Annotated in this window: 17 protein-coding genes; 12 read left to right on the top strand and 5 right to left on the bottom strand. The window is 71.1% G+C overall.

Translation table 11 applies throughout. The annotated features are described in order from the left end of the window. Window positions 1-60: 60 nt before the first annotated feature. From NOSIN_RS05020 to NOSIN_RS05000, 5 genes are all read left to right on the top strand, one after another. Complete coding sequence (locus NOSIN_RS05020; RefSeq protein WP_077689612.1) at window positions 61-1,308, top strand: sugar ABC transporter substrate-binding protein; 1,248 nt, start codon at window positions 61-63, stop codon at window positions 1,306-1,308. Then, window positions 1,305-2,207, top strand: coding sequence for a carbohydrate ABC transporter permease (locus NOSIN_RS05015; RefSeq protein WP_077689611.1), 903 nt, complete (start codon window positions 1,305-1,307; stop codon window positions 2,205-2,207). Before NOSIN_RS05020 ends, NOSIN_RS05015 begins: the two co-directional genes overlap by 4 nt. Continuing rightward, on the top strand, window positions 2,204-3,124 hold the full coding sequence (locus NOSIN_RS05010; protein WP_077689610.1) for a carbohydrate ABC transporter permease: 921 nt from the start codon (window positions 2,204-2,206) through the stop codon (window positions 3,122-3,124). Before NOSIN_RS05015 ends, NOSIN_RS05010 begins: the two co-directional genes overlap by 4 nt. Before the next feature lie 55 nt (window positions 3,125-3,179). After that, the gene (yicI, locus tag NOSIN_RS05005; RefSeq protein ID WP_077689609.1) at window positions 3,180-5,531 is read left to right on the top strand and encodes an alpha-xylosidase; all 2,352 of its coding nucleotides are present in this window, start codon (window positions 3,180-3,182) and stop codon (window positions 5,529-5,531) included. 268 nt (window positions 5,532-5,799) lie between these two features. Continuing rightward, on the top strand, window positions 5,800-6,003 hold the full coding sequence (locus NOSIN_RS05000) for a cold-shock protein (RefSeq protein ID WP_077689608.1): 204 nt from the start codon (window positions 5,800-5,802) through the stop codon (window positions 6,001-6,003). 162 nt (window positions 6,004-6,165) lie between these two features. Here NOSIN_RS05000 and NOSIN_RS04995 read toward each other — a convergent pair whose 3' ends face one another. After that, complete coding sequence (locus tag NOSIN_RS04995; RefSeq protein WP_077689607.1) at window positions 6,166-6,654, bottom strand: hypothetical protein; 489 nt, start codon at window positions 6,652-6,654, stop codon at window positions 6,166-6,168. A 143-nt stretch (window positions 6,655-6,797) separates the two neighbouring features. Here NOSIN_RS04995 and NOSIN_RS04990 point away from each other — a divergent pair, with 143 nt between their 5' ends. Continuing rightward, the gene (locus tag NOSIN_RS04990; RefSeq protein WP_143832852.1) at window positions 6,798-7,082 is read left to right on the top strand and encodes a hypothetical protein; all 285 of its coding nucleotides are present in this window, start codon (window positions 6,798-6,800) and stop codon (window positions 7,080-7,082) included. A gap of 295 nt (window positions 7,083-7,377) precedes the next feature. Here the strand turns inward: NOSIN_RS04990 and NOSIN_RS04985 are convergent, their stop codons facing one another. After that, window positions 7,378-8,106, bottom strand: coding sequence for a ZIP family metal transporter (locus NOSIN_RS04985; RefSeq protein WP_077689605.1), 729 nt, complete (start codon window positions 8,104-8,106; stop codon window positions 7,378-7,380). Between the two features lie 240 nt (window positions 8,107-8,346). After that, window positions 8,347-9,237 carry a manganese catalase family protein gene (locus NOSIN_RS04980; protein ID WP_077689604.1) on the bottom strand — a complete coding sequence of 297 codons (891 nt, stop codon included), beginning with the start codon at window positions 9,235-9,237 and terminating at the stop codon, window positions 8,347-8,349. Window positions 9,238-9,770: 533 nt separating this feature from the next. On the opposite strand from NOSIN_RS04980, the gene NOSIN_RS04975 reads away from it, so the two are divergent. The 5 genes from NOSIN_RS04975 (at window position 9,771) to NOSIN_RS04955 (ending at window position 17,852) form a co-directional block, all read left to right on the top strand. Further along, the gene (locus tag NOSIN_RS04975) at window positions 9,771-13,421 is read left to right on the top strand and encodes a nitrate reductase subunit alpha (protein WP_269087584.1); all 3,651 of its coding nucleotides are present in this window, start codon (window positions 9,771-9,773) and stop codon (window positions 13,419-13,421) included. After that, complete coding sequence (gene narH / locus NOSIN_RS04970; RefSeq protein WP_077689603.1) at window positions 13,421-15,139, top strand: nitrate reductase subunit beta; 1,719 nt, start codon at window positions 13,421-13,423, stop codon at window positions 15,137-15,139. Before NOSIN_RS04975 ends, narH begins: the two co-directional genes overlap by 1 nt. Next, window positions 15,136-15,795, top strand: coding sequence for a nitrate reductase molybdenum cofactor assembly chaperone (gene narJ / locus NOSIN_RS04965; RefSeq protein ID WP_077689602.1), 660 nt, complete (start codon window positions 15,136-15,138; stop codon window positions 15,793-15,795). The genes narH and narJ overlap by 4 nt, the downstream gene beginning before the upstream one ends. Then, the gene (narI, locus tag NOSIN_RS04960; RefSeq protein WP_077689601.1) at window positions 15,792-16,535 is read left to right on the top strand and encodes a respiratory nitrate reductase subunit gamma; all 744 of its coding nucleotides are present in this window, start codon (window positions 15,792-15,794) and stop codon (window positions 16,533-16,535) included. The genes narJ and narI overlap by 4 nt, the downstream gene beginning before the upstream one ends. Window positions 16,536-16,652: 117 nt before the next feature. Beyond that, a complete protein-coding gene (locus tag NOSIN_RS04955) occupies window positions 16,653-17,852 on the top strand; it encodes a nitrate/nitrite transporter (RefSeq protein ID WP_077689600.1) in 1,200 nt (399 codons plus the stop codon). An 85-nt stretch (window positions 17,853-17,937) separates the two neighbouring features. Here the strand turns inward: NOSIN_RS04955 and NOSIN_RS04950 are convergent, their stop codons facing one another. Beyond that, window positions 17,938-18,603, bottom strand: a complete 666-nt coding sequence (locus tag NOSIN_RS04950) for a helix-turn-helix domain-containing protein (protein ID WP_077689599.1) — start codon at window positions 18,601-18,603, stop codon at window positions 17,938-17,940. Window positions 18,604-18,872: 269 nt separating this feature from the next. Between NOSIN_RS04950 and NOSIN_RS04945 the strand changes: the two genes are divergently transcribed. Then, window positions 18,873-19,859: a universal stress protein gene (locus NOSIN_RS04945; protein ID WP_077689598.1), complete on the top strand. Its 987-nt coding sequence runs from the start codon at window positions 18,873-18,875 to the stop codon at window positions 19,857-19,859. A gap of 21 nt (window positions 19,860-19,880) precedes the next feature. Here NOSIN_RS04945 and NOSIN_RS04940 read toward each other — a convergent pair whose 3' ends face one another. Then, on the bottom strand, window positions 19,881-21,575 hold the full coding sequence (locus NOSIN_RS04940; RefSeq protein ID WP_077693412.1) for a GAF domain-containing sensor histidine kinase: 1,695 nt from the start codon (window positions 21,573-21,575) through the stop codon (window positions 19,881-19,883). Between the last annotated feature and the right edge of the window lie 124 nt (window positions 21,576-21,699).

Here is a 21,699-nt window from a genome sequence, read left to right as displayed (position 1 = left end):
ACGGCCCGCACCGCATCGCGACGCGGCCGCCGCGCCCACCTCCCCGCCGAAGAGGCCCCGATGCACGAACACCCCCACCGTCCGCCCCGACCGGTGTCCGCGGCCGCCTGCGCCCTGGCGCTCGCCCTGACGGGCGTCGGCTGCGCGGCCGAACGCGACCCGGACGTGTACACGATCATGAACTCCAGCACCGACGAGCCGTACCACACCTGGGACCAGGAGGCCATGGACTCCTGCGGAGCCCGGGTGGGCGTGGAGGTACGCCAGATCAGCGTGCCCGCCGACCAGCTCGTTCCCAAGGCCCTGAGGATGGCCTCCTCGAACTCCCTGCCCGACGTCCTCTCCGTCGACGGCTCGGACCTGCCGCAGTTCGCGGCCGCCGGCGGCCTGGTCCCGCTGGAGGAGGTCGGCCTGCCCACGGAGGACCTCTCCGAGGGCGCGCTCTCCATCGGCAGCTACGAGGGCGTGTACTACGGCGCGGCCCGGTCGGTGAACTCCCTCGGCCTCTTCTACGACACGGACGTCCTCGCCGAGGCGGGCGTCGAGCCGCCGCGGACCTGGGAGGAGCTGCGGACCGCCGCGGCCGAGCTGACCGGAGGAGAGCGCTACGGCCTCGCCGTCAGCGCCCTGGCCACCGAGGACGGCGTCTACCAGTTCCTGCCGTGGCTGTGGTCCAACGGCGGTGACGAGAGGGAGCTCGCCTCGCCCGAGTCGGTGGAGGCGCTGGAGTACGTCACCTCCCTGGTCGAGTCGGGGTCGGTCTCGCCCTCGGTCGTCAACTGGACTCAGGCCGACGTCAACGACCAGTTCATCGCGGGCAACGCGGCCATGATGGTGAACGGCCCCTGGCAGCTTCCGGTCCTGAAGGAGCATCCCGAGCTCGACTGGGCCGTGACGGAGATCCCCGTCCCCGAGGCCGGGGACACCTCGGTCGCACCGATCGGCGGGACGACCTTCACCGTGCCGGTCAACGCCGGCCACCCCGGCCGCGAGCGCGTCGCCGCCGAACTCGTGGCCTGCATGACCACGGCGGAGGCGCAACTGGACTGGTCGACCAAGGGCAGCAACGTGCCCGTCGCCCCCGAGGCGGCCGAGCGGTACCGCGAGGAGGTCCCGGAACTGGCGCCCTTCGTGGACCAGGTCCGCACGGCGCGCAGCAGGACCGAGCACGCCGGCACCGAGTGGAACACCTATTCCCAGGCCATCGGCACCGCGCTCCAGGCGGCGCTCACCGGCGAGGCGAGCCCCCGGGACGCGATGGAGGGGGCGCAGGCCCGGGTCGAGGCGGAGCTGGAGGACCGGTCATGAAGACGGCGACGACCGCGCCGCTGCGGCGGGCCCCCACCCCATGGCTGTTCATCGTCCCCGCACTGCTGTACATGCTGCTGTTCTTCGGGTATCCGCTGGTCCGCAACGTGGTGATGAGCTTCCAGGACTACACGTTCTCCACGTACTTCACGGGAGAGGCTCCGTTCAACGGCCTGGAGAACTGGCGGGCCGTCTTCGCCGACGACCTGTTCGGCGCGTCCCTGTGGCACACCCTCGTGTTCACACTGGGATCTCTGGCGGGCCAGTTCGGCATCGGCATGGCGCTCGCGGTCTTCTTCAGCCGCAGGTTCCCGCTGTCGGGGATCATGCGGTCCCTGCTCCTGCTGCCGTGGCTGATCCCCATGGTGGTGGCCGGCACCGTCTGGCGCCGGGTCCTGGACCAGGAGACCGGCGTGCTGAACGAGTCGCTCCAGGCGCTGCACCTCACGTCGTCGGCCGTTCCCTGGCTGAGCAGCCCCGACCACGCGCTGCTGTCGGTCGTGCTGGTCAACATCTGGATCGGCATCCCCTTCAACATGGTGATCCTCTACGGCGGACTCCAGGAGATCCCCGCGGAACTGCGCGAGGCGGCCGTCCTGGACGGCGCGGGCCCGCTGCGCGGCTTCTTCAGCGTGACCCTGCCCATGCTGCGGCCCGTGGTGACCGTGGTGCTGGTGCTGGGCTTCATGTCGACCGTGAAGATCCTGGACCTGATCCTGGCCCTCACCAACGGCGGACCGGCGCACTCCACGGAGACGCTGGGCACCCTCACCTACCAGTTGTCGTTCCTCCAGCTCGACTTCGGCCAGGGCGCCGTCGTCGGCAACGTCCTGATCGTCATCAGCATGGTCTTCGCGGTGATCTACCTGCGTGCCAACCGAGGAGGTGTGGCCCGATGAGCGCCGTGCCGAGCAGTGCCGCGTCCAAGGCCTCCGCCCCGGCGGGACCGGCCCCGCGGGGCGGGGCGCCCGACGCCGCGCCGCGGCCCCGGCGGCCGCGCGTGACGCGCAAGGCGCGGGGCGACGCCGCGAGCACCGTGTTCGGGGTCCTCGTCCTGGCCGTCCTACTGTTCCCGCTGTACTGGATGGTCAACACCGCGCTGCAACCGGGCGCCGCGATGGCCGAGCTCCGGTGGTTCCCGCGCACACTCGACCTCGGCAACTTCCAGCGGGCCTGGGAGTCGCAGGCGGGCAACCTGCTCACCTCGATCCTGGTGGCGCTCGGCGCGGTCGCGGTCTGCCTCGCCGTCGCCGCCCCGGCCGCCTACGCGCTGGCGCGGTTCCGGCTGCGCGGCGCGGACACGGTCGTGTTCGCCACACTGATCACCCAGATGGTCCCGGGCGTCGTCGTGGCGAACGCGCTGTACAACGCCTACGTCGAACTGGAACTGGTCAACTCCTACCTCGGGCTGATCCTGGCCGACGCGTCCCTGGGCATCCCCTTCACGATCGTCCTGCTGCGCGCGTTCATGGTGTCCATCCCCGAGGAGGTACTGGAGGCGGGGATGCTCGACGGCGCCGGCCGGCTGCGCGTCCTGGTCTCGGTCGTGCTGCCGATGAGCCGCAACGCGCTGATCACCGGAGGCCTGTTCACCTTCCTGTTCGCGTGGTCGGACTTCCTCTTCGCGCTGACACTGAACACGACCGACGCGGTGAAACCGGTGACGCTCGGCATCTACGAGTACATCGGCGCGCACGTCGGCGACTGGGGCGCCGTCATGGCCGTGGCCGTCCTCTCCTCGATCCCCGCGGCGGTACTCCTGGTCGTCGCGCAGAAGTACGTGGCGGCCGGGATCTCCGGCGGATCGATCAAGTGACCCACCGCCCGCACCACCGGCGGACCGAGACGAAGACGAGAGGGAAGAGCCACCCATGAAGTTCACCGACGGCTTCTGGCAGATGAGGGAGGGCGTCCGCGCGCACCACGCGCGTGAGGCGCGCGACGTCCAGGTACACGACGACCGGTTCACCCTCTACGCCCCCGTGCGCCCGATCCGGCACCGCGGGGACACGCTCAACACACCGCTGGTCACGGTCGACTGCTGGTCGCCCGCTCCCGACGTGATCGGCGTCCGGACCACGCACCTGGCGGGTTCGGTCCGGCGTGCGCCGGTGTTCGACGTGCGCAACGACCCCGGCGCCGCTCCCCGGGTGAGGCGGGACGGCTCCGCCGTCGAGCTGACCAGCGGGGCGCTGTCGCTGCGTGCGAGCACCGACGGCCCCTGGCGGATGGAGTTCCGCGCCGGCGACACCACGCTGACCAGCGTCGACGCGAGGGGAACCGGCTTCGTCGAGGACGCGGACGGCGCCCACCACATGCTCGGACAGTTGTCGCTGGGGGTCCGCGAGCTCGTGTACGGCATGGGCGAGCGCTTCACCCCGTTCGTGCGCAACGGCCAGACCGTGGACATCTGGCAGGCCGACGGCGGCACGAGCAGTGAGCAGGCCTACAAGAACGTGCCGTTCTACCTGACCAACCGGGGCTACGGGGTGTTCGTGGCGCACTCCGGCCCGGTGTCGTTCGAGGTCGGCTCGGAGTCGGTGGGCCACGTGCAGTTCAGCGTCGAGGACCACGCCCTGACGTACTACGTCGTCCACGGGTCGAGTCCCAAGGAGATCCTGTCCAGGTACACCGCGCTCACCGGGCGTCCCGCGCTGCCTCCGCAGTGGTCGTTCGGGCTGTGGCTGTCCACGTCGTTCACCACCTCCTACGACGAGGACACGGTGAACCGGTTCATCGACGGCATGGTGAGCCGGGACGTGCCGCTCAGCGTGTTCCACTTCGACTGCTTCTGGATGCGCGAGTTCCACTGGTGCGACTTCGAGTGGGACCCGGAGGTCTTCCCCGACCCCGTCGGCATGCTCTCCCGGCTCAAGGCCCGCGGGCTGCGCACCTGTGTCTGGATCAATCCCTACATCGCCCAGCGGTCGGCGCTGTTCGAGGAGGGCGCCCGGCTGGGGCACCTGGTCCGGCGGCCGGACGGAACCGTGTGGCAGTGGGACATGTGGCAGGCGGGGATGGCGCTGGTCGACTTCACGTCCCCGAAGGCGCGCGCGTGGTACGCCGACAAGCTCAAGCCGCTCCTGGACATGGGCGTGGACTGCTTCAAGACCGACTTCGGCGAGCGGGTTCCGACCGATGTCGTGTGGTCGGACGGCTCCGACCCGCACGGCATGCACAACTACTACACACAGCTCTACAACGCGACGGTGTTCGACCTGCTGCTCCGTGAGCGGGGGGAGGGGGAGGCCGTCCTCTTCGCCCGCTCGGCCACGGCCGGCGGCCAGAGCTTCCCGGTGCACTGGGGCGGCGACTGCGCCTCGACGTTCGAGGCCATGGCGGAGAGCCTGCGCGGCGGGCTGTCCCTGGGACTGTCGGGGTTCGGCTTCTGGAGCCACGACATCGGCGGCTTCGAGGGCACCCCCGACCCCGCGCTGTTCAAGCGGTGGCTCGCCTTCGGCCTGCTCTCCTCGCACAGCAGGCTGCACGGCAGCCGCTCCTACCGGGTTCCGTGGGACTTCGACGACGAGGCGACCGACGTGGCCCGCACGTTCACCCGGCTGAAGTGCGAGCTCATGCCCTATCTGTTCGGAGCGGCCGTGCAGGCCCACCAGCGGGGTGTGCCCATGATGCGCGCGATGCTGCTGGAGTTCCCCGACGATCCGACCTGCCACCACCTCGACACGCAGTACATGCTGGGTGAGGACCTCCTGGTCGCTCCCGTGCTGAGCCCGGACGGCTCCGTGGAGTACTACGTCCCCGAGGGCGTGTGGACCCACCTGCTCACGGGCGAGACCGTACGGGGCCCGGCCTGGCGCCGCGAGGTCCACGGCTTCGACTCCCTGCCCCTGCTGGTCCGGCCCCGCGCGGTCCTGCCCGTCGGAGCGGTACGCGACCGCCCCGACTACGACTACACGGACGGACTGACCCTGCGCGTGTACGGCGCGGGGGACCCGGCCCCGCCGCCCGGCTCCCCCGCCGGCTCCCCCACCGTCGTACCGGCCGCCGACGGCTCCGCCGCCGCGGTCTTCCGTACCGTGCGCTCCGGGGACGGGATCACCGTGGCGGCCGACACCGCTCCCGTCCACGGATGGAGGGTCCTGCTGGTCGGCGTGCGCGGCGCCGAGGCCGCCGATCCCTCCACGGAGGTCGCCCTGACGGCCGAGGGGACCCTCGCCTCGGCCTCGGCCGGAACTTCTTTCATCCGCCTGCACATGCCCTGACCTGGGGTTTCGTCGCCGCGGGTCACGACGGCACAGGTCCCGGCAAAATTTGTTCCAACTGGTGCGGCTGGGGCGGAATACATCGAGGGTGGTGTTGTTGTATTGGGTGATCGTAGTTTTCTGTGTATGTGTTTGACCTAGTGTTTGACGCTCGCGGGAGTCGACGCGGGTGGTAGTCCGGCCAGGGATGGTGGGGCGCGCCGCTACTCGAGTGCGATCACGAGTCCGCACCGTGGATTCGTACCCATCTGCCTGTCAGGAGACAGTTATGGCTCAGGGAACAGTGAAGTGGTTCAACGGCGACAAGGGCTTCGGCTTCATCAGCCAGGATGAGGGTGGCCCGGACGTCTTCGTCCACTACAGCAACATCGAGGGCAGCGGCTTCCGCAACCTCGAGGAGAACCAGCGCGTGGAGTTCGACGTCACGCAGGGCCCCAAGGGCCCGCAGGCCGAGCAGGTCCGCCCGGCCTAGTCTTCGGACACGTGCCGCGGCGAGGCTGATACGCCTCTCGTAACACCGAAGCCGCCCTCCGCCCTTCCAGGCGGGGGGCGGCTTTTCCGTGTCCTGGTGCTCCGTGCACGGGCGGCGTGGCCCCGGGCACGGTCGTCGGCGGCCCCCGGAACCCGTTCCTCCTCAGGACGCGTCGGCCTCGCCGCCCGCTTCGGACAGCTCGTAGGCCAGCGCGGTGACCACGCCGAAGGCCAGGTGCGGCACGAGGTCGGAGATCCACGACGTGGCCGACCACTCGCGGGGATCGGTGACCCCGAGCGCGGTCATGGGCGCGGTACTGCCCAGGTTCGCCGCCGCACCGGCTCCGACCGCGAGCAGGGCGACCGGCAGCCGCGGCCAGCGGGAGCGGACGGCGCCGTAGAGCGTTCCCGCCGCCACTCCCGTGGCGATCCCGAGCAGGGGTCCGAGCCCTGAGCGCCGGTTGGCCTCCTCCCCGGAGTCGCGCCCGGCCCGGGACAGCCGTGCCCCGGCCACCTCCTCCATTCTTTTGACGGTCTCCTCCGGAGTCGTGCTGGCGGGCCTGGCCCGCAGCGCCATGTCCAGGTAGGTGACCGTGTTGAGTGCCGTGGTCCCGGCGGCCCCGGCCACCGCACCGCGCAGCAGATGGGTCATGGCCTTCTCCCGTACGTCGGCTTCGTGCGCCTTGTGGCGGAACCCCCCTATCCCTGGTGAGGGCCCGCAAACCCGGGGTGACGGCGGCGCCGCGGCAGGTCCCGGTGGGATCCGCGCATCCGGGACACGGGAAGATGAACGACATGACCTTCCGAGACGACGCACAAGAACTCCTCCGGACCGCACAGCACGTCAAGGCCGACAAGGGCGGTCTTCCGATCAACGTGGGCGACCTCGCCCGGGAGACCGGCTGGTCCATGAGCGCGGTGCAGACGGTCCTGAGCCACGTGGACGGCAAGGGCTACCTCGCCGGCGTCTCGTACTCCGACGGGGACGGGGCGGTGGAGAACATCGGCAGGGACACGATCGTGTACTTCGACGACCTGACCGAGGCCGGCCACGCGGCGGTCGAGGTCGGCGTCGATTAGGCCGTGTTTCCCTGAGGCTGCGCCGCGCTTCGCCTCGTGCCCGGACGCCGGGGTCACGGGAACCCCGGCCCCCGCGGATGCGCCCGCGCCTACCTCACGGGCGCACCCGCGGGACCTCCGACGGCCCCGTCGGCGCCCCCGCCACCCCCAGCGGCACAGGACCCGGTCCACCGAACAGAACCCGGGTGTGAGGGGCCGCCCGCGTGGACGGCGCGACCGCTGACCGAGGTGCCGGTGCTGGTGGGAACGGGGCCGACCGCCCGCGTGGACGGCGGGGGCCGGTGCGTGCTGGCGGTCAGCCCAGCCAGAGGGCCACGACGGCGAAGACCACGAAGCCGACGGTGAGGTAGAAGCTGTCCAGGCGGCTCTGCCTGGCCTCGTGGGCCTTGGGAATCATCTCCTCGATCACCACGCTGAGCAGCGCGCCGCCGGTGAAGGACAGTACCGACAGGGTCACCACCTCCGGTGCGTCGCGTAGTACGAGATAGCCCAGGACCGCGCCGAACAGGATCGGCACCGTGAAACCGGCGCCCGCCAGCACCCGCCACCTCCGTGCCACACCGGCGCGGCGAAAGGCCGCCTGGGCCGCGAAGCCCTCGAGCAGGTCGGCGGGCGCCTGCCCCACGGCCAACAGCAGGCCCAGGGCGGGGTTGATGACGCTTCCGGTGCCGATCATGACCCCGTCGCTGAACAGGTCCAGCGCGACACCGGAGTAGACGCCCAGGGAACCGCCCCCGCCGCGTCCCGGGACACGGGCCTGGACGAAGCCGGACAGGGCGTCCACCCCGAGGAACAGCCCCCCGCCGACGGTGAAGGCGACCAGCGGGGCCCAGGCCGGCTCGGCCGCCAGCGCGCGGGGCATCAGCTCCAGGCCGATGACCGCGATGACGATGCCGACGGCCAGGTGGAGCGCGGCGCTGAAGACCCTCTCCGACAGGGAGACGACCTCGGCGACGAGTCCGCCCAGTATGTTGGCCGCCGCGGGCACGAGCGCCAGCAGCATCACGAGCAGCAGGTCCTCCACGAGGGTCCCTTCCCTCCCCTTGCGGACAGGGGTGAGCGGAGGGCGTGGAGGGCCGCCGGGGCGCAACCGGGACGGCCCGGCGACGCGGCCTGGGCGGTCGGCGCCGACCGGACACCAGGGCGAGCGGTCTGGCGGCCGGGTCCGGCGCCCCCGCACACCGCCTTCGGGAACCGGGGACCGCGGAATCCGCCCGCGCCCGTCGGAGTCCGCCCCCGTCACGCACCCGTCCGTCGACGCGGACTAACCTCGCGGGACGTGGTCCTGGTGGACGAAGGGCTTGTGCCCGCGGACCGCGGGCTGTCCCTCGGGCGCCGTCTCCTCCCCCTTGTTCGTACGTGCGTCAGAGGAGAGCCACTGCTCGGCGGGCTTGTCGACGTAACGCCACTCGGTGCCGTCGGGCCACGGCCCCTGGCCCTCGTTCCAGGGGCCACGCGACGTCTGGCCGTCGGACATGTTGAAGGCGAGGTTCTGGAAGCGGTCGTCGCCGGTGAGCTTCCCGGGCGGGAAGTTCTCCTCCAGCCCGTTGAGCGCGGCGGTGAACTGCTGGAAGTGGGCGACCTCGCGCGTCATCAGGAACGTCAGCGTGTCCTGCACTCCGGGGTCGTCGGTGAACTGCTTCAGGTACTCGTACACGATCTTGGCCCGGGACTCCGCCGCGATGTTGCTCCGCAGGTCGATGGAGGGTTCTCCGTTGGAGTTGACGTAGGAGCCGCTCCACGGCGTGCCGGCCGAGTTGACGACGTCGGGCCCGCCACCGCTGAGGGCGTAGTACAGCGGTGTGGCCGCCACCTGGTGGATCACCTCCTCCTTGCCGTCACGGCTGGCGACGTAGGGCATCCAGTCGCAGTGCTCGGTGGCCTCCTTCAGGTCGTCGTTCAGGCCGTCGAGCAGCATGGTGATCGTCGTCCCGACGATCTCCAGATGGGTCAGCTCCTCGGTGGCGATGTCCATGAACAGGTCGTACATCTCGGGGTTCCTCCCCCGCAGCACGAACGCCTGGGTGAAGTACTGCATCGCGGCCTTCAGCTCGCCGTTCGCACCGCCGAACTGCTCCTGCAGCATGGTCGCGAAACGCGGGTCGGGGCGTTCGACGCGGACTTCGAACTGGAGGTCTTTGACATGAGTGAACATGGAGGTTCCCTTCGAGATGAGACTCGAAGTTACCATGTGTGACATATATATAACTGTCAGTGCAATCGCCGTGTCGGCCCCTCGGACGCACCGCCCGGTGAAGGCATGGAGCGCCCGGGGGCCGACTGGCCCCGGCCGAGCCCCCACGTGCGAACGAACCCCGGGCGCCGGCGACGCCGTGGATCGCGGCCGCGCCAGGACCTCGGCCCCCGGACGCACGGACCTTGGTCCCGTGAGCGCGGACGATCAGCCCCTGGGGGCGCGCACCGGGAACTGCTGAGATCGGGGAAGGCGACGCGCCGCGGCTCCGCGGCCGCCGCGGACCACCGCCAAGGCATCATTGCCAACAGTGTTCGTGCTACTACCCTCCGCGTTCTCTGTCCCGCGCGGTTCGACCTCCGACCGGCTCCGGCGGGCGGCGCGCCGCCACGGGGCGGTCCAGACAGGGCAGGCAGAAAGGTGCTTCCGCCGTGAAACAGGCAGATCCGCGTGACAGAGGTGGGAAGCGACCCGGCGCGGGACTGGACGGTCCGGTGACCGAGGCGCTCCTGAGGACCCGGAGGTTTCTGCGCCCCCGTGAGGTGTCCCAGGACCTGCGCACCGTGCACCGGACCGGGGGCCGCGACGCGGACACCTTCTACAGGGACCGCTGGAACCACGACAAGGTGGTGCGCTCCACACACGGCGTCAACTGCACCGGCTCGTGCTCGTGGAAGGTCTACGTCAAGGACGGGATCATCACCTGGGAGGGCCAGCAGACCGACTACCCGTCGGTGGGGCCCGACCGCCCCGAGTACGAGCCGCGCGGCTGCCCGCGGGGCGCGGCGTTCTCCTGGTACACCTACTCCCCCACCCGGGTGCGCTACCCCTACGTGCGCGGCGTGCTCCTGGACATGTACCGCGAGGCCAGGCAGCGCACCGGCGACCCCGTCCTGGCCTGGGCCGACATCGTCTCCGACCCGGAGAGGTCCCGCCGCTACAAGGCCGCGCGGGGCAAGGGCGGCCTCGTGCGGGCCTCCTGGGACGAGGCCGTGGAGATGGCCGCCGCCGCCCACGTGCACACGGTCAAGGAGTTCGGTCCCGACCGGATCGCCGGCTTCTCCCCCATCCCGGCCATGTCGATGGTCTCGCAGGCGGCCGGATCGCGGTTCTACTCGCTGATCGGCGGGACGATGCTGTCCTTCTACGACTGGTACGCCGACCTGCCGGTGGCCTCGCCCCAGGTGTTCGGCGACCAGACCGACGTCCCCGAGTCCGGGGACTGGTGGGACGCCGGATACCTGATCATGTGGGGGTCGAACGTCCCGGTCACCCGTACGCCCGACGCCCACTGGATGGCGGAGGCCCGCTACCGGGGGCAGAAGGTCGTCGTCGTCTCACCCGACTACGCCGACAGCACGAAGTTCGCCGACGAGTGGCTGGCCGCCCAGCCCGGCACCGACGGCGCCCTGGCCATGGCGATGGGCCACGTCCTGCTCAAGGAGTTCTTCGTCGACCGGACGACCCCCTACTTCGACGACTACGTCAAGCGCTACACCGACCTGCCGTTCCTCGTCCGCCTCGACCGGGACGGGGACTCCCACCGGCCCGGCAAGTTCCTCACCGCCGCCGACCTCGGCGACACCGGCGAGAACGCGGCGTTCAAGACCGTGCTGCTGGACGAGCACACCGGAGAGGCGACCGTGCCCAACGGCTCCCTCGGCTTCCGCTACGGCGACGGGGGCAAGGGCCGGTGGAACCTCGAACTCGGCGACACCGCGCCGCTGCTGACCCTGTACGCCGAGGGGGGCGAGACGGCCGCCGTCGACCTGCCCCGCTTCGACGGCGCCGACGGCACCGCGGGGTCCCTGCGCCGCGGCGTGCCCGTGCGCGAGGTCGGCGGTCACCTGGTCACCACCGTCTTCGACCTGCTGCTGGCCCAGTACGGCGTCTCCCGTGACGGACTCCCGGGTTCCTGGCCGACCGGGTACGACGACGCCACCCAGCCCTGCACCCCGGCGTGGCAGGAGGCCGCCACCGGCGTCCCGGCCCACAAGGCCGAACGCATCGGCCGCGAGTTCGCGGCCAACGCCGAGGAGTCCCGCGGCCGGTCGATGATCATCATGGGAGCCGGGACCAACCACTGGTTCCACTCCGACACGATCTACCGGGCGTTCCTCGCCCTGACGACGCTGACCGGCTGCCAGGGCGTCAACGGCGGAGGCTGGGCGCACTACGTCGGGCAGGAGAAGGTGCGGCCCATCACCGGGTACGGCCAGCTCGCCTCGGCGCTGGACTGGTCGCGCCCGCCCCGGCAGATGATCCAGACCGCCTACTGGTACCTGCACACCGACCAGTTCCGCTACGACGCCTTCGGCGCCGACACCCTGGCCGCGGCGAACAGCGACGGAGCGTTCTCCGGCAGGTCCACCGCGGACGTGATCGCCCAGTCCGCGCGCATGGGGTGGATGCCCTCCTACCCCACCTTCGACCGCAACCCGCTCCAGCTCGCCGACGACGCCGAGCAGGCCGGCCTGCCGGTGTCGGAGTACGTGCCGCGGGAGCTGAGGGCCGGGCGGCTGCGGTTCGCCTGCGAGGACCCCGACGCCCCGGAGAACTTCCCCCGTGTCCTGACCGTGTGGCGCGCCAACCTGTTCGGCAGCTCCGCCAAGGGCAACGAGTACTTCCTCAAGCACCTGCTGGGCACCGACTCCTCCGTGCGGGCCGCCGAGGCCCCTCCGGAGGCGAGGCCCGAAGACGTCGTCTGGCACGAGGAGGCTCCGGCCGGAAAACTCGACCTGCTGCTGTCGCTGGACTTTCGGATGACCAGCACCACCGTCTTCTCCGACATCGTGTTCCCCGCCGCCACCTGGTACGAGAAGCACGACCTGAACACCACCGACATGCACCCCTTCGTGCACCCGTTCAACCCGGCCATCGCACCTCCCTGGCAGGCACGCACCGACTTCGACGCCTTCGCCACGCTCGGCCGTGCCTTCAGCCGGCTCGCCGTCGACCACCTGGGCGTGCGCAAGGACGTCGTCGCGGTCCCCCTCACCCACGACACCCCCGACGCGATGGCCAACCCGCACGGACGCGTCCGGGACTGGAAGGCCGGGGAGTGCGAACCAGTACCCGGGTCCACGATGCCCAAGCTGGTGGAGATCGAGCGCGACTACACCGCGATCGCGGACAGGATGGGCGCCCTCGGCCCGCTGGCCGAAAGCCTCGGCGCGACGACCAAGGGGGTGACGTTCGACGTCAGGCGGGAGGTGGACTACCTCGCGCACAAGAACGGTTCCGTCCGCGGCGGGGCCGCGAGCGGACGGCCGGCCCTGAGCCGGGACGTCCACATGTGCGAGGCGATCCTGGCGCTGTCGGGGACGACCAACGGGCACCTGGCCACACAGGGGTTCCGCACCCTGGAGGAGCGCACGGGAACCCGGCTGGCCGATCTCGCCGCCGAGCACGAGGGCAAGCAGATCACCTTCGCCGACGTCCAGGTCGCACCCGTTCCCGTGATCACCTCCCCCGAGTGGTCGGGCAGTGAGAGCGGCGGACGCCGCTACTCGCCGTTCACCATCAACGTGGAACGGAAGAAGCCGTGGCACACCCTCAGCGGGCGCCAGCACTTCTTCCTCGACCACGACTGGATGACCGAGATCGGCGAGAACCTGCCGGTGTACCGGCCGCCGCTGAACATGCACGCCCTCTTCGACGAGCCCGAGATCGGCGACACCGGCGAACTCGGGGTCACCGTGCGCTACCTGACCCCGCACAACAAGTGGTCGATCCACTCGGAGTACCAGGACAACCTGCTCATGCTGAGCCTGTCACGGGGCGGGCCGACGATCTGGATGAGCGTGCGGGACGCCGCCAAGGTCGGGGTGTCCGACAACGAGTGGATCGAGGCGGTCAACCGCAACGGGGTCGTGGTGGCCCGCGCCGTCGTCTCCCACCGGATGCCGGAGGGGACCGTGTACATGTACCACGCCCAGGACCGGCTCATCGACGTCCCCAGGTCGCAGACCTCGGGCAAGCGCGGGGGTATCCACAACTCCGCCACCCGCCTGCTCATCAAGCCCAGCCACCTCATCGGCGGCTACGCCCAGCTCAGCTACGCGTTCAACTATCTCGGCCCGACCGGTAACCAGCGCGACGAGGTGACCGTGATCCGCCGGCGTTCCCAGGAGGTGCGGTACTGATGCGCGTCATGGCCCAGATGGCGATGGTGATGAACCTCGACAAGTGCATCGGGTGCCACACCTGTTCGGTCACCTGCAAACAGACGTGGACCAACCGCACCGGCATGGAGTACGTGTGGTTCAACAACGTCGAGACCCGCCCCGGCCAGGGCTACCCCCGCACCTACGAGGACCAGGACCGCTGGCAGGGCGGCTGGGAGCTCAACAAGCGGGGACGGCTCACCCTCAGGGCCGGCAACCGGCTGAAGAACCTCCTGACCATCTTCTCCAGCCCCAAGATGCCCTCCATCCAGGACTACTACGAGCCCTGGACCTACGACTACGAGACCCTGACCGACGCGCCCCTCCAGGAGCACACACCCGTCGCCCGCCCCAAGTCCCTGATCAGCGGCAAGGACATGGACATCTCCTGGAGCGCCAACTGGGACGACGACCTCGCCGGCGCCCCCGAACTGGCCAAGGACGACCCGGTGCTGCAGAAGGTCTCGGACAAGGTCAGGTTCGAGTTCGAGCAGACCTTCATGTTCTACCTGCCCCGCATCTGCGAGCACTGCCTCAACCCCTCCTGTGCCGCCTCCTGCCCGTCGGGAGCCATCTACAAGCGCAGCGAGGACGGCATCGTCCTGGTCGACCAGGACAAGTGCCGCGGCTGGCGCAAGTGCGTCACCGGGTGCCCCTACAAGAAGGTCTACTTCAACCACCGCACCGGCAAGGCCGAGAAGTGCACCTTCTGCTTCCCCCGGATCGAGGTCGGCCTGCCCACCGTGTGCGCCGAGACCTGCGTCGGACGGCTGCGCTACATCGGCCTGGTGCTCTACGACGCCGACGCGGTCCTGGAGGCCGCCTCGGTCGAGGACGACCGGGAACTGCTCGCCGCCCAGCGGCAGGTCCTCCTCGACCCCGACGACCCACGGGTCGTCCGCGAGGCCGAGCGCTCCGGGATCCCCCGCGACTGGATCGAGGCCGCACAGCGCTCACCCGTCTGGTCGCTGATCAACCGCTACGAGGTGGCGCTGCCGCTGCACCCGGAGTACCGCACCATGCCCATGGTCTGGTACATCCCGCCGCTGTCACCCGTGGTCGACGTGGTCTCCGACACCGGTGAGGACGCCGAGGACCGGGGCAACCTCTTCGCGGCGATCGAGTCCCTGCGCATCCCCGTGGAGTACCTCGCCGAACTGTTCACCGCCGGCGACACCGCACCGGTCACCGCCGTGCTCAAGCGCCTCGCCGCGATGCGCTCCTACATGCGCGACATCAACCTGGGGCGCGAACCCGACGAGTCCATCCCCGAGGCGGTCGGTATGGACGGCGAGTCCCTCTACGACATGTACCGGCTCCTGGCCATCGCCAAGTACGACGAGCGCTACGTCATCCCGCCCGCCCACGCCGAACAGGCGCACGGCCTGGAGGAGCTGGCCACAGAGTGCAGCCTCGACTACGAGGGCGGTCCGGGCATGGGCGGCTGGGGGCCGTTCGGCGAGGGCTCCGGCGGCACCACGCCCATCGCGGTGGAGAACTTCCAGGCCCTCAAACAGCGCCAGACCACCAACACCCTCGGCGACCCCGAGGACAAGGAGAGCCGCGTCAACCTGCTCAACTGGGACGGCAAGGGCAAGCCCGAGGGACTCTTCCCGCCCAGGCCCGGCCAGGACCGCGGCGCTCCCGAGCTCATGGACGGAACCGACCCCGACGCGGAGACGGACCCCAAGCCGTGAGCCGGATCCTGAGCGCCCTGCGCCGCCACCCGGTCACCGAGCGCCACCGCGCACTGACCCACCGGGTCGCCGCCCTCCTGCTGGACTACCCCGACGAGCGGCTCACCGCTCTGCTCCCGGTGCTGCGCACCGCCGTGGACGAGCTGCCCGATCCCATGCGCGGACAGCTCGGCGGGGTCCTGGACCACGTGGAGCGGACCCCGACGCGGAGCCTGGCCGAGCACTACGTGAAGACGTTCGACCTGCGCCGGCGCTCCTGCCTGCACCTGACCTACTACGCCTACGGTGACACCCGCGAACGCGGCACCGCGCTGCTCGGGTTCACCCACGCCTACCGCCTGTCCGGCTTCGACCCGGACACCGAGGAACTCCCCGACCACCTGTGCGTCGTGCTGGAGTTCGCCGCCACCGTCGACCCCGGCGCCGGCGCGCGGCTGCTCGTCCAGCACCGGGCCGGACTGGAGCTGCTGCACCTCGCCCTCCAGGACGACGGCTCGCCCTACACGGGCGCCGTGTCTGCCGTGAGCGCCACCCTGCCTCCGCTGACCGGGCGGCTGCGCGACGCCGTGGCCCGCCTCGCGGCCGAGGGGCCGCCGGACGAGGAGGTCGGCCTCGAACCCTTCGCACCGACGGACCACACGAAAGCGCGCCCATGACCACCACACCCGACCTCGTGCTGTGGGTCGTCCTCCCCTACGCCTGCCTCGCCGTCTTCGTCGTCGGCCACTACTGGCGCTACCGCTACGACAAGTTCGGCTGGACCACGCTGTCCTCCCAGCTCTACGAGAGCCGGCTGCTGCGCTGGGGCAGCCCGCTGTTCCACTTCGGCATCCTCGCGGTCCTCCTCGGCCACGTCATGGGCCTGGGCATCCCCAAGAGCTGGACCGAGGCCGTGGGGATCTCCGAGGGGGTGTACCACGTGCTGGCGGTCGGCGTCGGCGCCGTCGCCGGGTTCTGCACGCTGGTCGGCATGGCGATCCTGATCTACCGGCGGCGCACCGTCGGCCCGGTGTTCAGCGCCACCACGCGCATGGACAAGGTCATGTACCTGGCCCTGGCCGTGGTGATCCTGCTGGGGATCGCCAACACCGTGGGCGGCAACATCATCGACCACTACGACTACCGCGAGGGCCTGTCGGTCTGGTTCCGCGGCATCTTCCGCCTCGACCCGCACCCCGAGATCATGGCCGGGGCCCCGTTCACCTTCCAGGCCCACGCGGTGACCGCCTTCCTGCTGTTCGCGCTGTGGCCCTTCACCCGTCTGGTGCACGTCTTCAGTGCGCCCATCGGCTACCTGTGGCGCCCCTACGTGCCGTACCGGAGCAGGGAGGACCGCCTGGGACAGCGCCGGGGAGGCCGCGGCTGGGAGCGCGTCGGCGAGAACAGGCGGAGATGAACACCCGTACGGGCCGGGGGACGGTTCACTCCATCCCTTCGGCCCCCGAAAGGCGACGGCCCGGTCCCCGGGCCGCGCCGGACCCGAGCGACCTGGACGACCTGGAGATGGACCGCGATGAGTGCCGAGGCGGAAACGACCGCTTCCCAAGGACGCGCCGGCGTGAACCTCGCCCTGGCGACGACCGCGTTCGCACTGCTGTTCTGGGCGTGGAACCTGGTCGGGCCGCTGGCGCCGGCCTACAGCGAGCGCCTTGGCCTGACCCCCACCCAGACGTCGGTGCTGATCGCCTTCCCCGTGCTGATCGGCTCCCTGGGGCGCATTCCGGTGGGCGCCCTGACCGACCGCTACGGGGGGCGGCTGATGATGGCCGCCGTCTGCTTCGCCTCGATCGTCCCCGTGCTGCTCCTCGGGTTCCTCGGAAGCTCGTTCGCGGCGCTGCTGGTACTCGGCTTCTTCCTCGGGGTCGCGGGGACGTCGTTCGCCGTGGGAGTCCCCTTCGTCAGCGCGTGGCACCGGCCCGAGCGGCGGGGTTTCGCCACCGGCGTCTTCGGCGCCGGCATGGGCGGCACCGCGCTGTCGGCGTTCCTCACCCCCTATCTCGCCGAGATGCTCGGGATCACGGCGACGCACGTCCTCATGGCCGTGGCCTTGGTGGCCATGGGGGTCGCCATGCTCGTCCTCAGCCGTGACGCGCCCGGTTGGCGGCCCAGCACCGCGCCGGTGCTCCCCCGGATGAGGGAGGCGCTCGGCATCAAGGCGACCTGGCAGAACATGCTGCTGTACGCGATCGCCTTCGGCGGTTTCGTGGCGTTCTCCACCTATCTGCCGACGCTGCTCACCACGGCCTACGGGTTCGCCCAGACGGAGGCGGGGCTGCGCGCGGCGGGCTTCTCCCTCACGGCGGTCGTCGCACGTCCCGTGGGGGGCGTGCTGTCGGACCGGATCGGCCCCGTACGGGTCTGCCAGATCTCCTTCTCCGGTACGACGCTCATGGCCCTCGCCCTGGTCTTCCACCCTCCGGCGGAGCTGGTGGCCGGCACCGTCTTCGTGCTCATGGCGGCCTTTCTCGGGCTCGGCACCGGCGGTGTCTTCGCCCTCGTCGCCCAGCTCGTCGAACCGGCGCGCGTCGGCACGGTCACGGGCATGGTGGGAGCCGCCGGCGGCCTCGGCGGCTACTTCCCTCCCCTGGTCATGGGGATCGTGCTGGAGGTCACCGGCGCCTACACCGTCGGCTTCGTCCTGCTGGCGTGCGCCGCCCTTGGAGTGATGGTGTACACCTCGCGCGCCTTCCGCGGCGTGTCGAAACCGGCGTAGGCCGGTGCCCGCGGCGCGCGGACGTTCGGGGCCGCCTCGGCGTGCTCCTCCCCACCGCGCACGTGCCGCCTTCGGTGGAGCGGAGTCACACGGCGCCGACACGACGGCCGGTGACGCGCTCGGGCTCGACACGGACCCAGGCCTCGCGCTCACCGCCCGCCCACGGGCGCGGGGAGTGGTGTTCGCGCAGGGCGGCCAGCTCGGCCCCTCCGTCGACACGGCGGGCGTGCCCGGCCACGAGCACACTCCAGCCCTCGCTCATGGCGCTGTCGAGCCGGTCGACCTCGAAGCCCATCGGACCGGGTACGTGCCGGGCGATGACGCCGTCGGCCGCTGTGCGAAAGACCACCGTGTCCTCGCTCAGGACGTAGTTGACCGGCAGTACGAGGGGTGCGGTGTCGGCGGTGTCGGCGAAGGCGACGCGTCCCACCCCTCCGGGGTCGATGAGCGCCAGGCACTCTTCGGTCGTCAGTGTCCGTATCCCCGGTTCGGGCACGGCGGTGGAGGAGCTGCCGGGCGGTGTGTCGGTGTCGGCTCCCAGCAGGTGGTCCGGAGAGGTGTGCAGCGCGTGCGCCAGGTGGTACAGCGCCTCCTGGCTGAGGCGTGCCGGCTGCTCCTCCATATACGCCACGTAGCCGGGATCCATCCCGGCGCGCTCGGCCAGTTCGGCTCGGCTCATCCCCAGTTCGGACCGGCGCTGGGTCACACGGCGCCCGACGTCGCTGGCGTTCGCGTTGCGTTCGAACCCCATCACGCCTCCCCTGCCTCTTTGCCGTTCACTCAGGTCATCGTGCCCCTCTTCCCGCGTCGCCACGCACGGGAGGTGAGCGGACCGTGGGACGTTGGCGCCCTCGGGCCGGGACGTAGGTCCCCTTTCGGACGCCGGCGGCCGGGACGAAGGTCGTATCGCCACGGGAACAACGGTGCTGGCACGCCGCGGGCGCTCCGAACAGACTGGGAGAGCCACCGGACCGCCACCACGGCGTCCGGCGCCACCGCAGCGGATGAGAGGGCCACACCGTGAACCACACCGACAGCACCGACGACGCCCGCGACGTCGGGAACGCGCGGGCGCACCGCGACACGACGGGCATCGTCGTGGGCGTGGACGGCTCGCCGGCGAGCCGTGCGGCCCTGGAGTGGGCGGCCCGGGAGGCCGCCGGCCGCGGCCTGGAACTGCTGCTCCTGCACGCGCTGAGCATGCCCGTGATCGGCGCGCCGCTGGGACACACGCTGCGGATGCCGCCGTCGCAGGAGCTCACCGACTGGTCCGCGCACCTGCTCCAAGAGGCCGTCGACCACGTCACCCGGACCCGCCCCGACCTGGAGGTGCGCACCAGGAGCTCCATGGTCGATCCCGCCCACGCCCTGCTCAACGCCTCGCGCGCGGCCTCGATGGTCGTCGTGGGCTCGCGCGGCCTGGGCGGTGCCGCCTCGGCGTTCCTGGGGTCGGTGAGCATCCGCGTCAGCGCGCACGCACCCTGCTCCGTCGTGGTGGTACCGGCCCCCGGAGAGGCCCCGGACGGCGAGGAGCGACGGGCGCACGAGGGCCGCGGACGCGTGGTGGTGGGCCTGGACGGGTCCCGCGACGCCGAGGCCGCGCTGCGCTTCGCCCTGGAGGAGGCCGCCCGTACCGGTGCGGAACTCGTCGCGGTGCACGCCTGGACGGTGTCGGTGCCCCTTGACCTCACGGCGTTCGCGGCCGACGCCTACGCCGCCGAACGCGAGGACCTCGCCGTACACGCCGACAAGTACGTCCGCGCCGTGGTGGAGGAGGTGCGCGACGAGCACACCGGGGACGTGCCCGTGAGCTTCGCGGTGGTGGAGGACCAGGCGGCCCACGCCCTGCTGTCCAGGGGCGGGGACGCCGACCTCCTCGTCGTGGGCTCGCGGGGGCGCGGCGGCTTCGCCGGGCTGCTGCTGGGCTCGGTCAGCCAGTCGGTGCTGCACCACGCCCGGGTACCGGTGGCCGTGGTGCGCCCCCGTCCGGAGGAGGCCGGCGGCTGACCTGCGGTCCGCTGCGCGGTCTCAGCCGAGGTCGTCCTCGTCGAGGGGAGCGCTCCAGCTCAGCCGGGTGCCGCCGCCGGGCCGTCGGCCCGCCTCGAACGCGCCGCCGCACCGGGCGGCGCGTTCGGCGAGGTTGCGCAGCCCGCTACGGCGTCCTCCCCCGGGCAGGCCCACACCGTCGTCCTCGACCTCCACGCCGACCCCGCCCTCGACCACGACACGGATCTCCACACGTGAGGCGCCGGCGTGGCGGGCGACGTTGGACAGCGCCTCGCCCAGCACCGCCAGCACGTGCTCGCCCACGTCGTCGGGGACCCGGCTGTCGATGGGCCCCTCCAGCCGCAGGTCGGCCGAGAAGCCCAGGGGCTCGGTGGCGGCGTTGACCACGTCCAGGATCCGGTTGCGCAGCCATCGGTTCTCCTCGCCCACGTGCTGAAGCGCGAAGATGGTCGAACGGGTCTGCCGGATGGTGTCGTCCAGGTCGTCCACCGCCTGCTGCACCCGCTGGGCGGGTTCGGGGTCGTCGATGCGGCGGATGGAGCTCATCAGCGACATCGCGATGGCGAACATCCGCTGGATGATGACGTCGTGCAGATCCTTGGCGATGCGGTCGCGGTCCTCCAGGATGCTCAGCCGCTCGGCGTCGCTGCGCGTCTCGGCCAGCTCCAGGGCCACCGCCGCGTGGCCGACGAAGGTGTGCAGCATGCGTACCGTGGTGCGCGCGAACGGCGCGGCGCCCTCACCGCGCCCCAGCACCAGTACACCGCGGGTGTTCTCACCCGCGCCCAGGGGCACCAGCAGCACCGGCCCCAGCCCCAGCCCCTCCAGCAGGGGCGTGGACTCGGAGTGGGGGCGGCTGATGTCGGTGATGACGGGTGCCTCGCCGCGGAAGGCCCGCCCGGCCAGGGTGCCCCGCGTCGCCGCGGAGCGCCCGCGGATGCGCACGGCGTCGGGCCCGTCGGCCACACGGACGGTCAGCCGCTCGTCCCCCTGCCCGGGTGTGGCGATGGCCACCAGGCCGGCGCCGGACATGCTGCGCGACCGCCGGGCGATCAGGTGCAGCACCTCGTCGGTGTCGGCGCCGGTCAGCAGACGGGTGGTGATCTCGTCGGAGGCCTCCAGCCACATCTCGCGGCGGCGGGTCTCGTCGTAGAGGCGGGCGTTCTCGATGGCCACGCCGGCCGCGGTGGCCAGGGCCACCACGACGGCCTCGTCATCCTCGCCGAAGTCGGCGCCGTCGGCCTTCTCGGTGAGGTAGAGGTTGCCGAAGACCTCGTCGCGTACCCGCACGGGCACGCCGAGGAAACCGCGCATGGGCGGGTGGCCCTGCGGAAAGCCGCGGGACTCGGGGTGGTCGGCGAGCTCGCGCAGCCGCAGCGGTCGCGGATCCTTGATCAGCAGGCCGAGGATGCCGCGGCCCTCGGGCCAGTGCTCGATGGCGGCGATCCGCTCCCCGTCCAGGCCCACCGGGATGAACCGCTCCAGCTCTCCGTCGTCGCCGATGACCCCCAGAGCGCCGTAGCGCGCGTCGACCAGGTCCATGGCGGCCTCGACGATGCGGCGCAGCAGCGTCTCCAGATCGAGGCCGGTACCGATCATGACGACCGCGTTGAGCAGGGAGTGCACCCGGTCGCGGGTGAGGATGGCCGCGCTGAGCCGGTTCTGCAGTTCCGCGAGCAGCTGGTCGAGCTGCATCTGCGGAATCAGCACCCGCATCCGATCGGTCTCGGAACCGTCGCCGGACACTTTCACCTCCGAGACGCCGATGCGGTCCGCGCACTGGCCAAGGACCGTACCCTACGCACGGATTCTAGGCCGGTGCTCCCACCACCCCGGCGGC

It is taken from the genome of Nocardiopsis sinuspersici, from assembly GCF_001998325.1.
GTDB classification, from domain to species: Bacteria; Actinomycetota; Actinomycetes; order Streptosporangiales; family Streptosporangiaceae; genus Nocardiopsis; species Nocardiopsis sinuspersici.
Note: the sequence above shows the minus strand (reverse complement) of the source record. Positions and strands in the feature narration are given on the sequence as shown.

What these genes read in the sequence shown, in the direction of transcription:
- NOSIN_RS04950 (WP_077689599.1), bottom strand. Translation starts at nt 18,603, where the DNA reads ATGGGGTTCGAACGCAACGCGAACGCCAGCGACGTCGGGCGCCGTGTG.
- narI (WP_077689601.1), top strand. Translation starts at nt 15,792, where the DNA reads ATGACCACCACACCCGACCTCGTGCTGTGGGTCGTCCTCCCCTACGCC.
- NOSIN_RS04955 (WP_077689600.1), top strand. Translation starts at nt 16,653, where the DNA reads ATGAGTGCCGAGGCGGAAACGACCGCTTCCCAAGGACGCGCCGGCGTG.
- NOSIN_RS05015 (WP_077689611.1), top strand. Translation starts at nt 1,305, where the DNA reads ATGAAGACGGCGACGACCGCGCCGCTGCGGCGGGCCCCCACCCCATGG.
- NOSIN_RS05010 (WP_077689610.1), top strand. Translation starts at nt 2,204, where the DNA reads ATGAGCGCCGTGCCGAGCAGTGCCGCGTCCAAGGCCTCCGCCCCGGCG.
- narH (WP_077689603.1), top strand. Translation starts at nt 13,421, where the DNA reads ATGCGCGTCATGGCCCAGATGGCGATGGTGATGAACCTCGACAAGTGC.
- NOSIN_RS05020 (WP_077689612.1), top strand. Translation starts at nt 61, where the DNA reads ATGCACGAACACCCCCACCGTCCGCCCCGACCGGTGTCCGCGGCCGCC.
- NOSIN_RS05000 (WP_077689608.1), top strand. Translation starts at nt 5,800, where the DNA reads ATGGCTCAGGGAACAGTGAAGTGGTTCAACGGCGACAAGGGCTTCGGC.
- NOSIN_RS04940 (WP_077693412.1), bottom strand. Translation starts at nt 21,575, where the DNA reads ATGCGGGTGCTGATTCCGCAGATGCAGCTCGACCAGCTGCTCGCGGAA.
- yicI (WP_077689609.1), top strand. Translation starts at nt 3,180, where the DNA reads ATGAAGTTCACCGACGGCTTCTGGCAGATGAGGGAGGGCGTCCGCGCG.
- NOSIN_RS04990 (WP_143832852.1), top strand. Translation starts at nt 6,798, where the DNA reads ATGACCTTCCGAGACGACGCACAAGAACTCCTCCGGACCGCACAGCAC.
- NOSIN_RS04980 (WP_077689604.1), bottom strand. Translation starts at nt 9,237, where the DNA reads ATGTTCACTCATGTCAAAGACCTCCAGTTCGAAGTCCGCGTCGAACGC.
- NOSIN_RS04995 (WP_077689607.1), bottom strand. Translation starts at nt 6,654, where the DNA reads ATGACCCATCTGCTGCGCGGTGCGGTGGCCGGGGCCGCCGGGACCACG.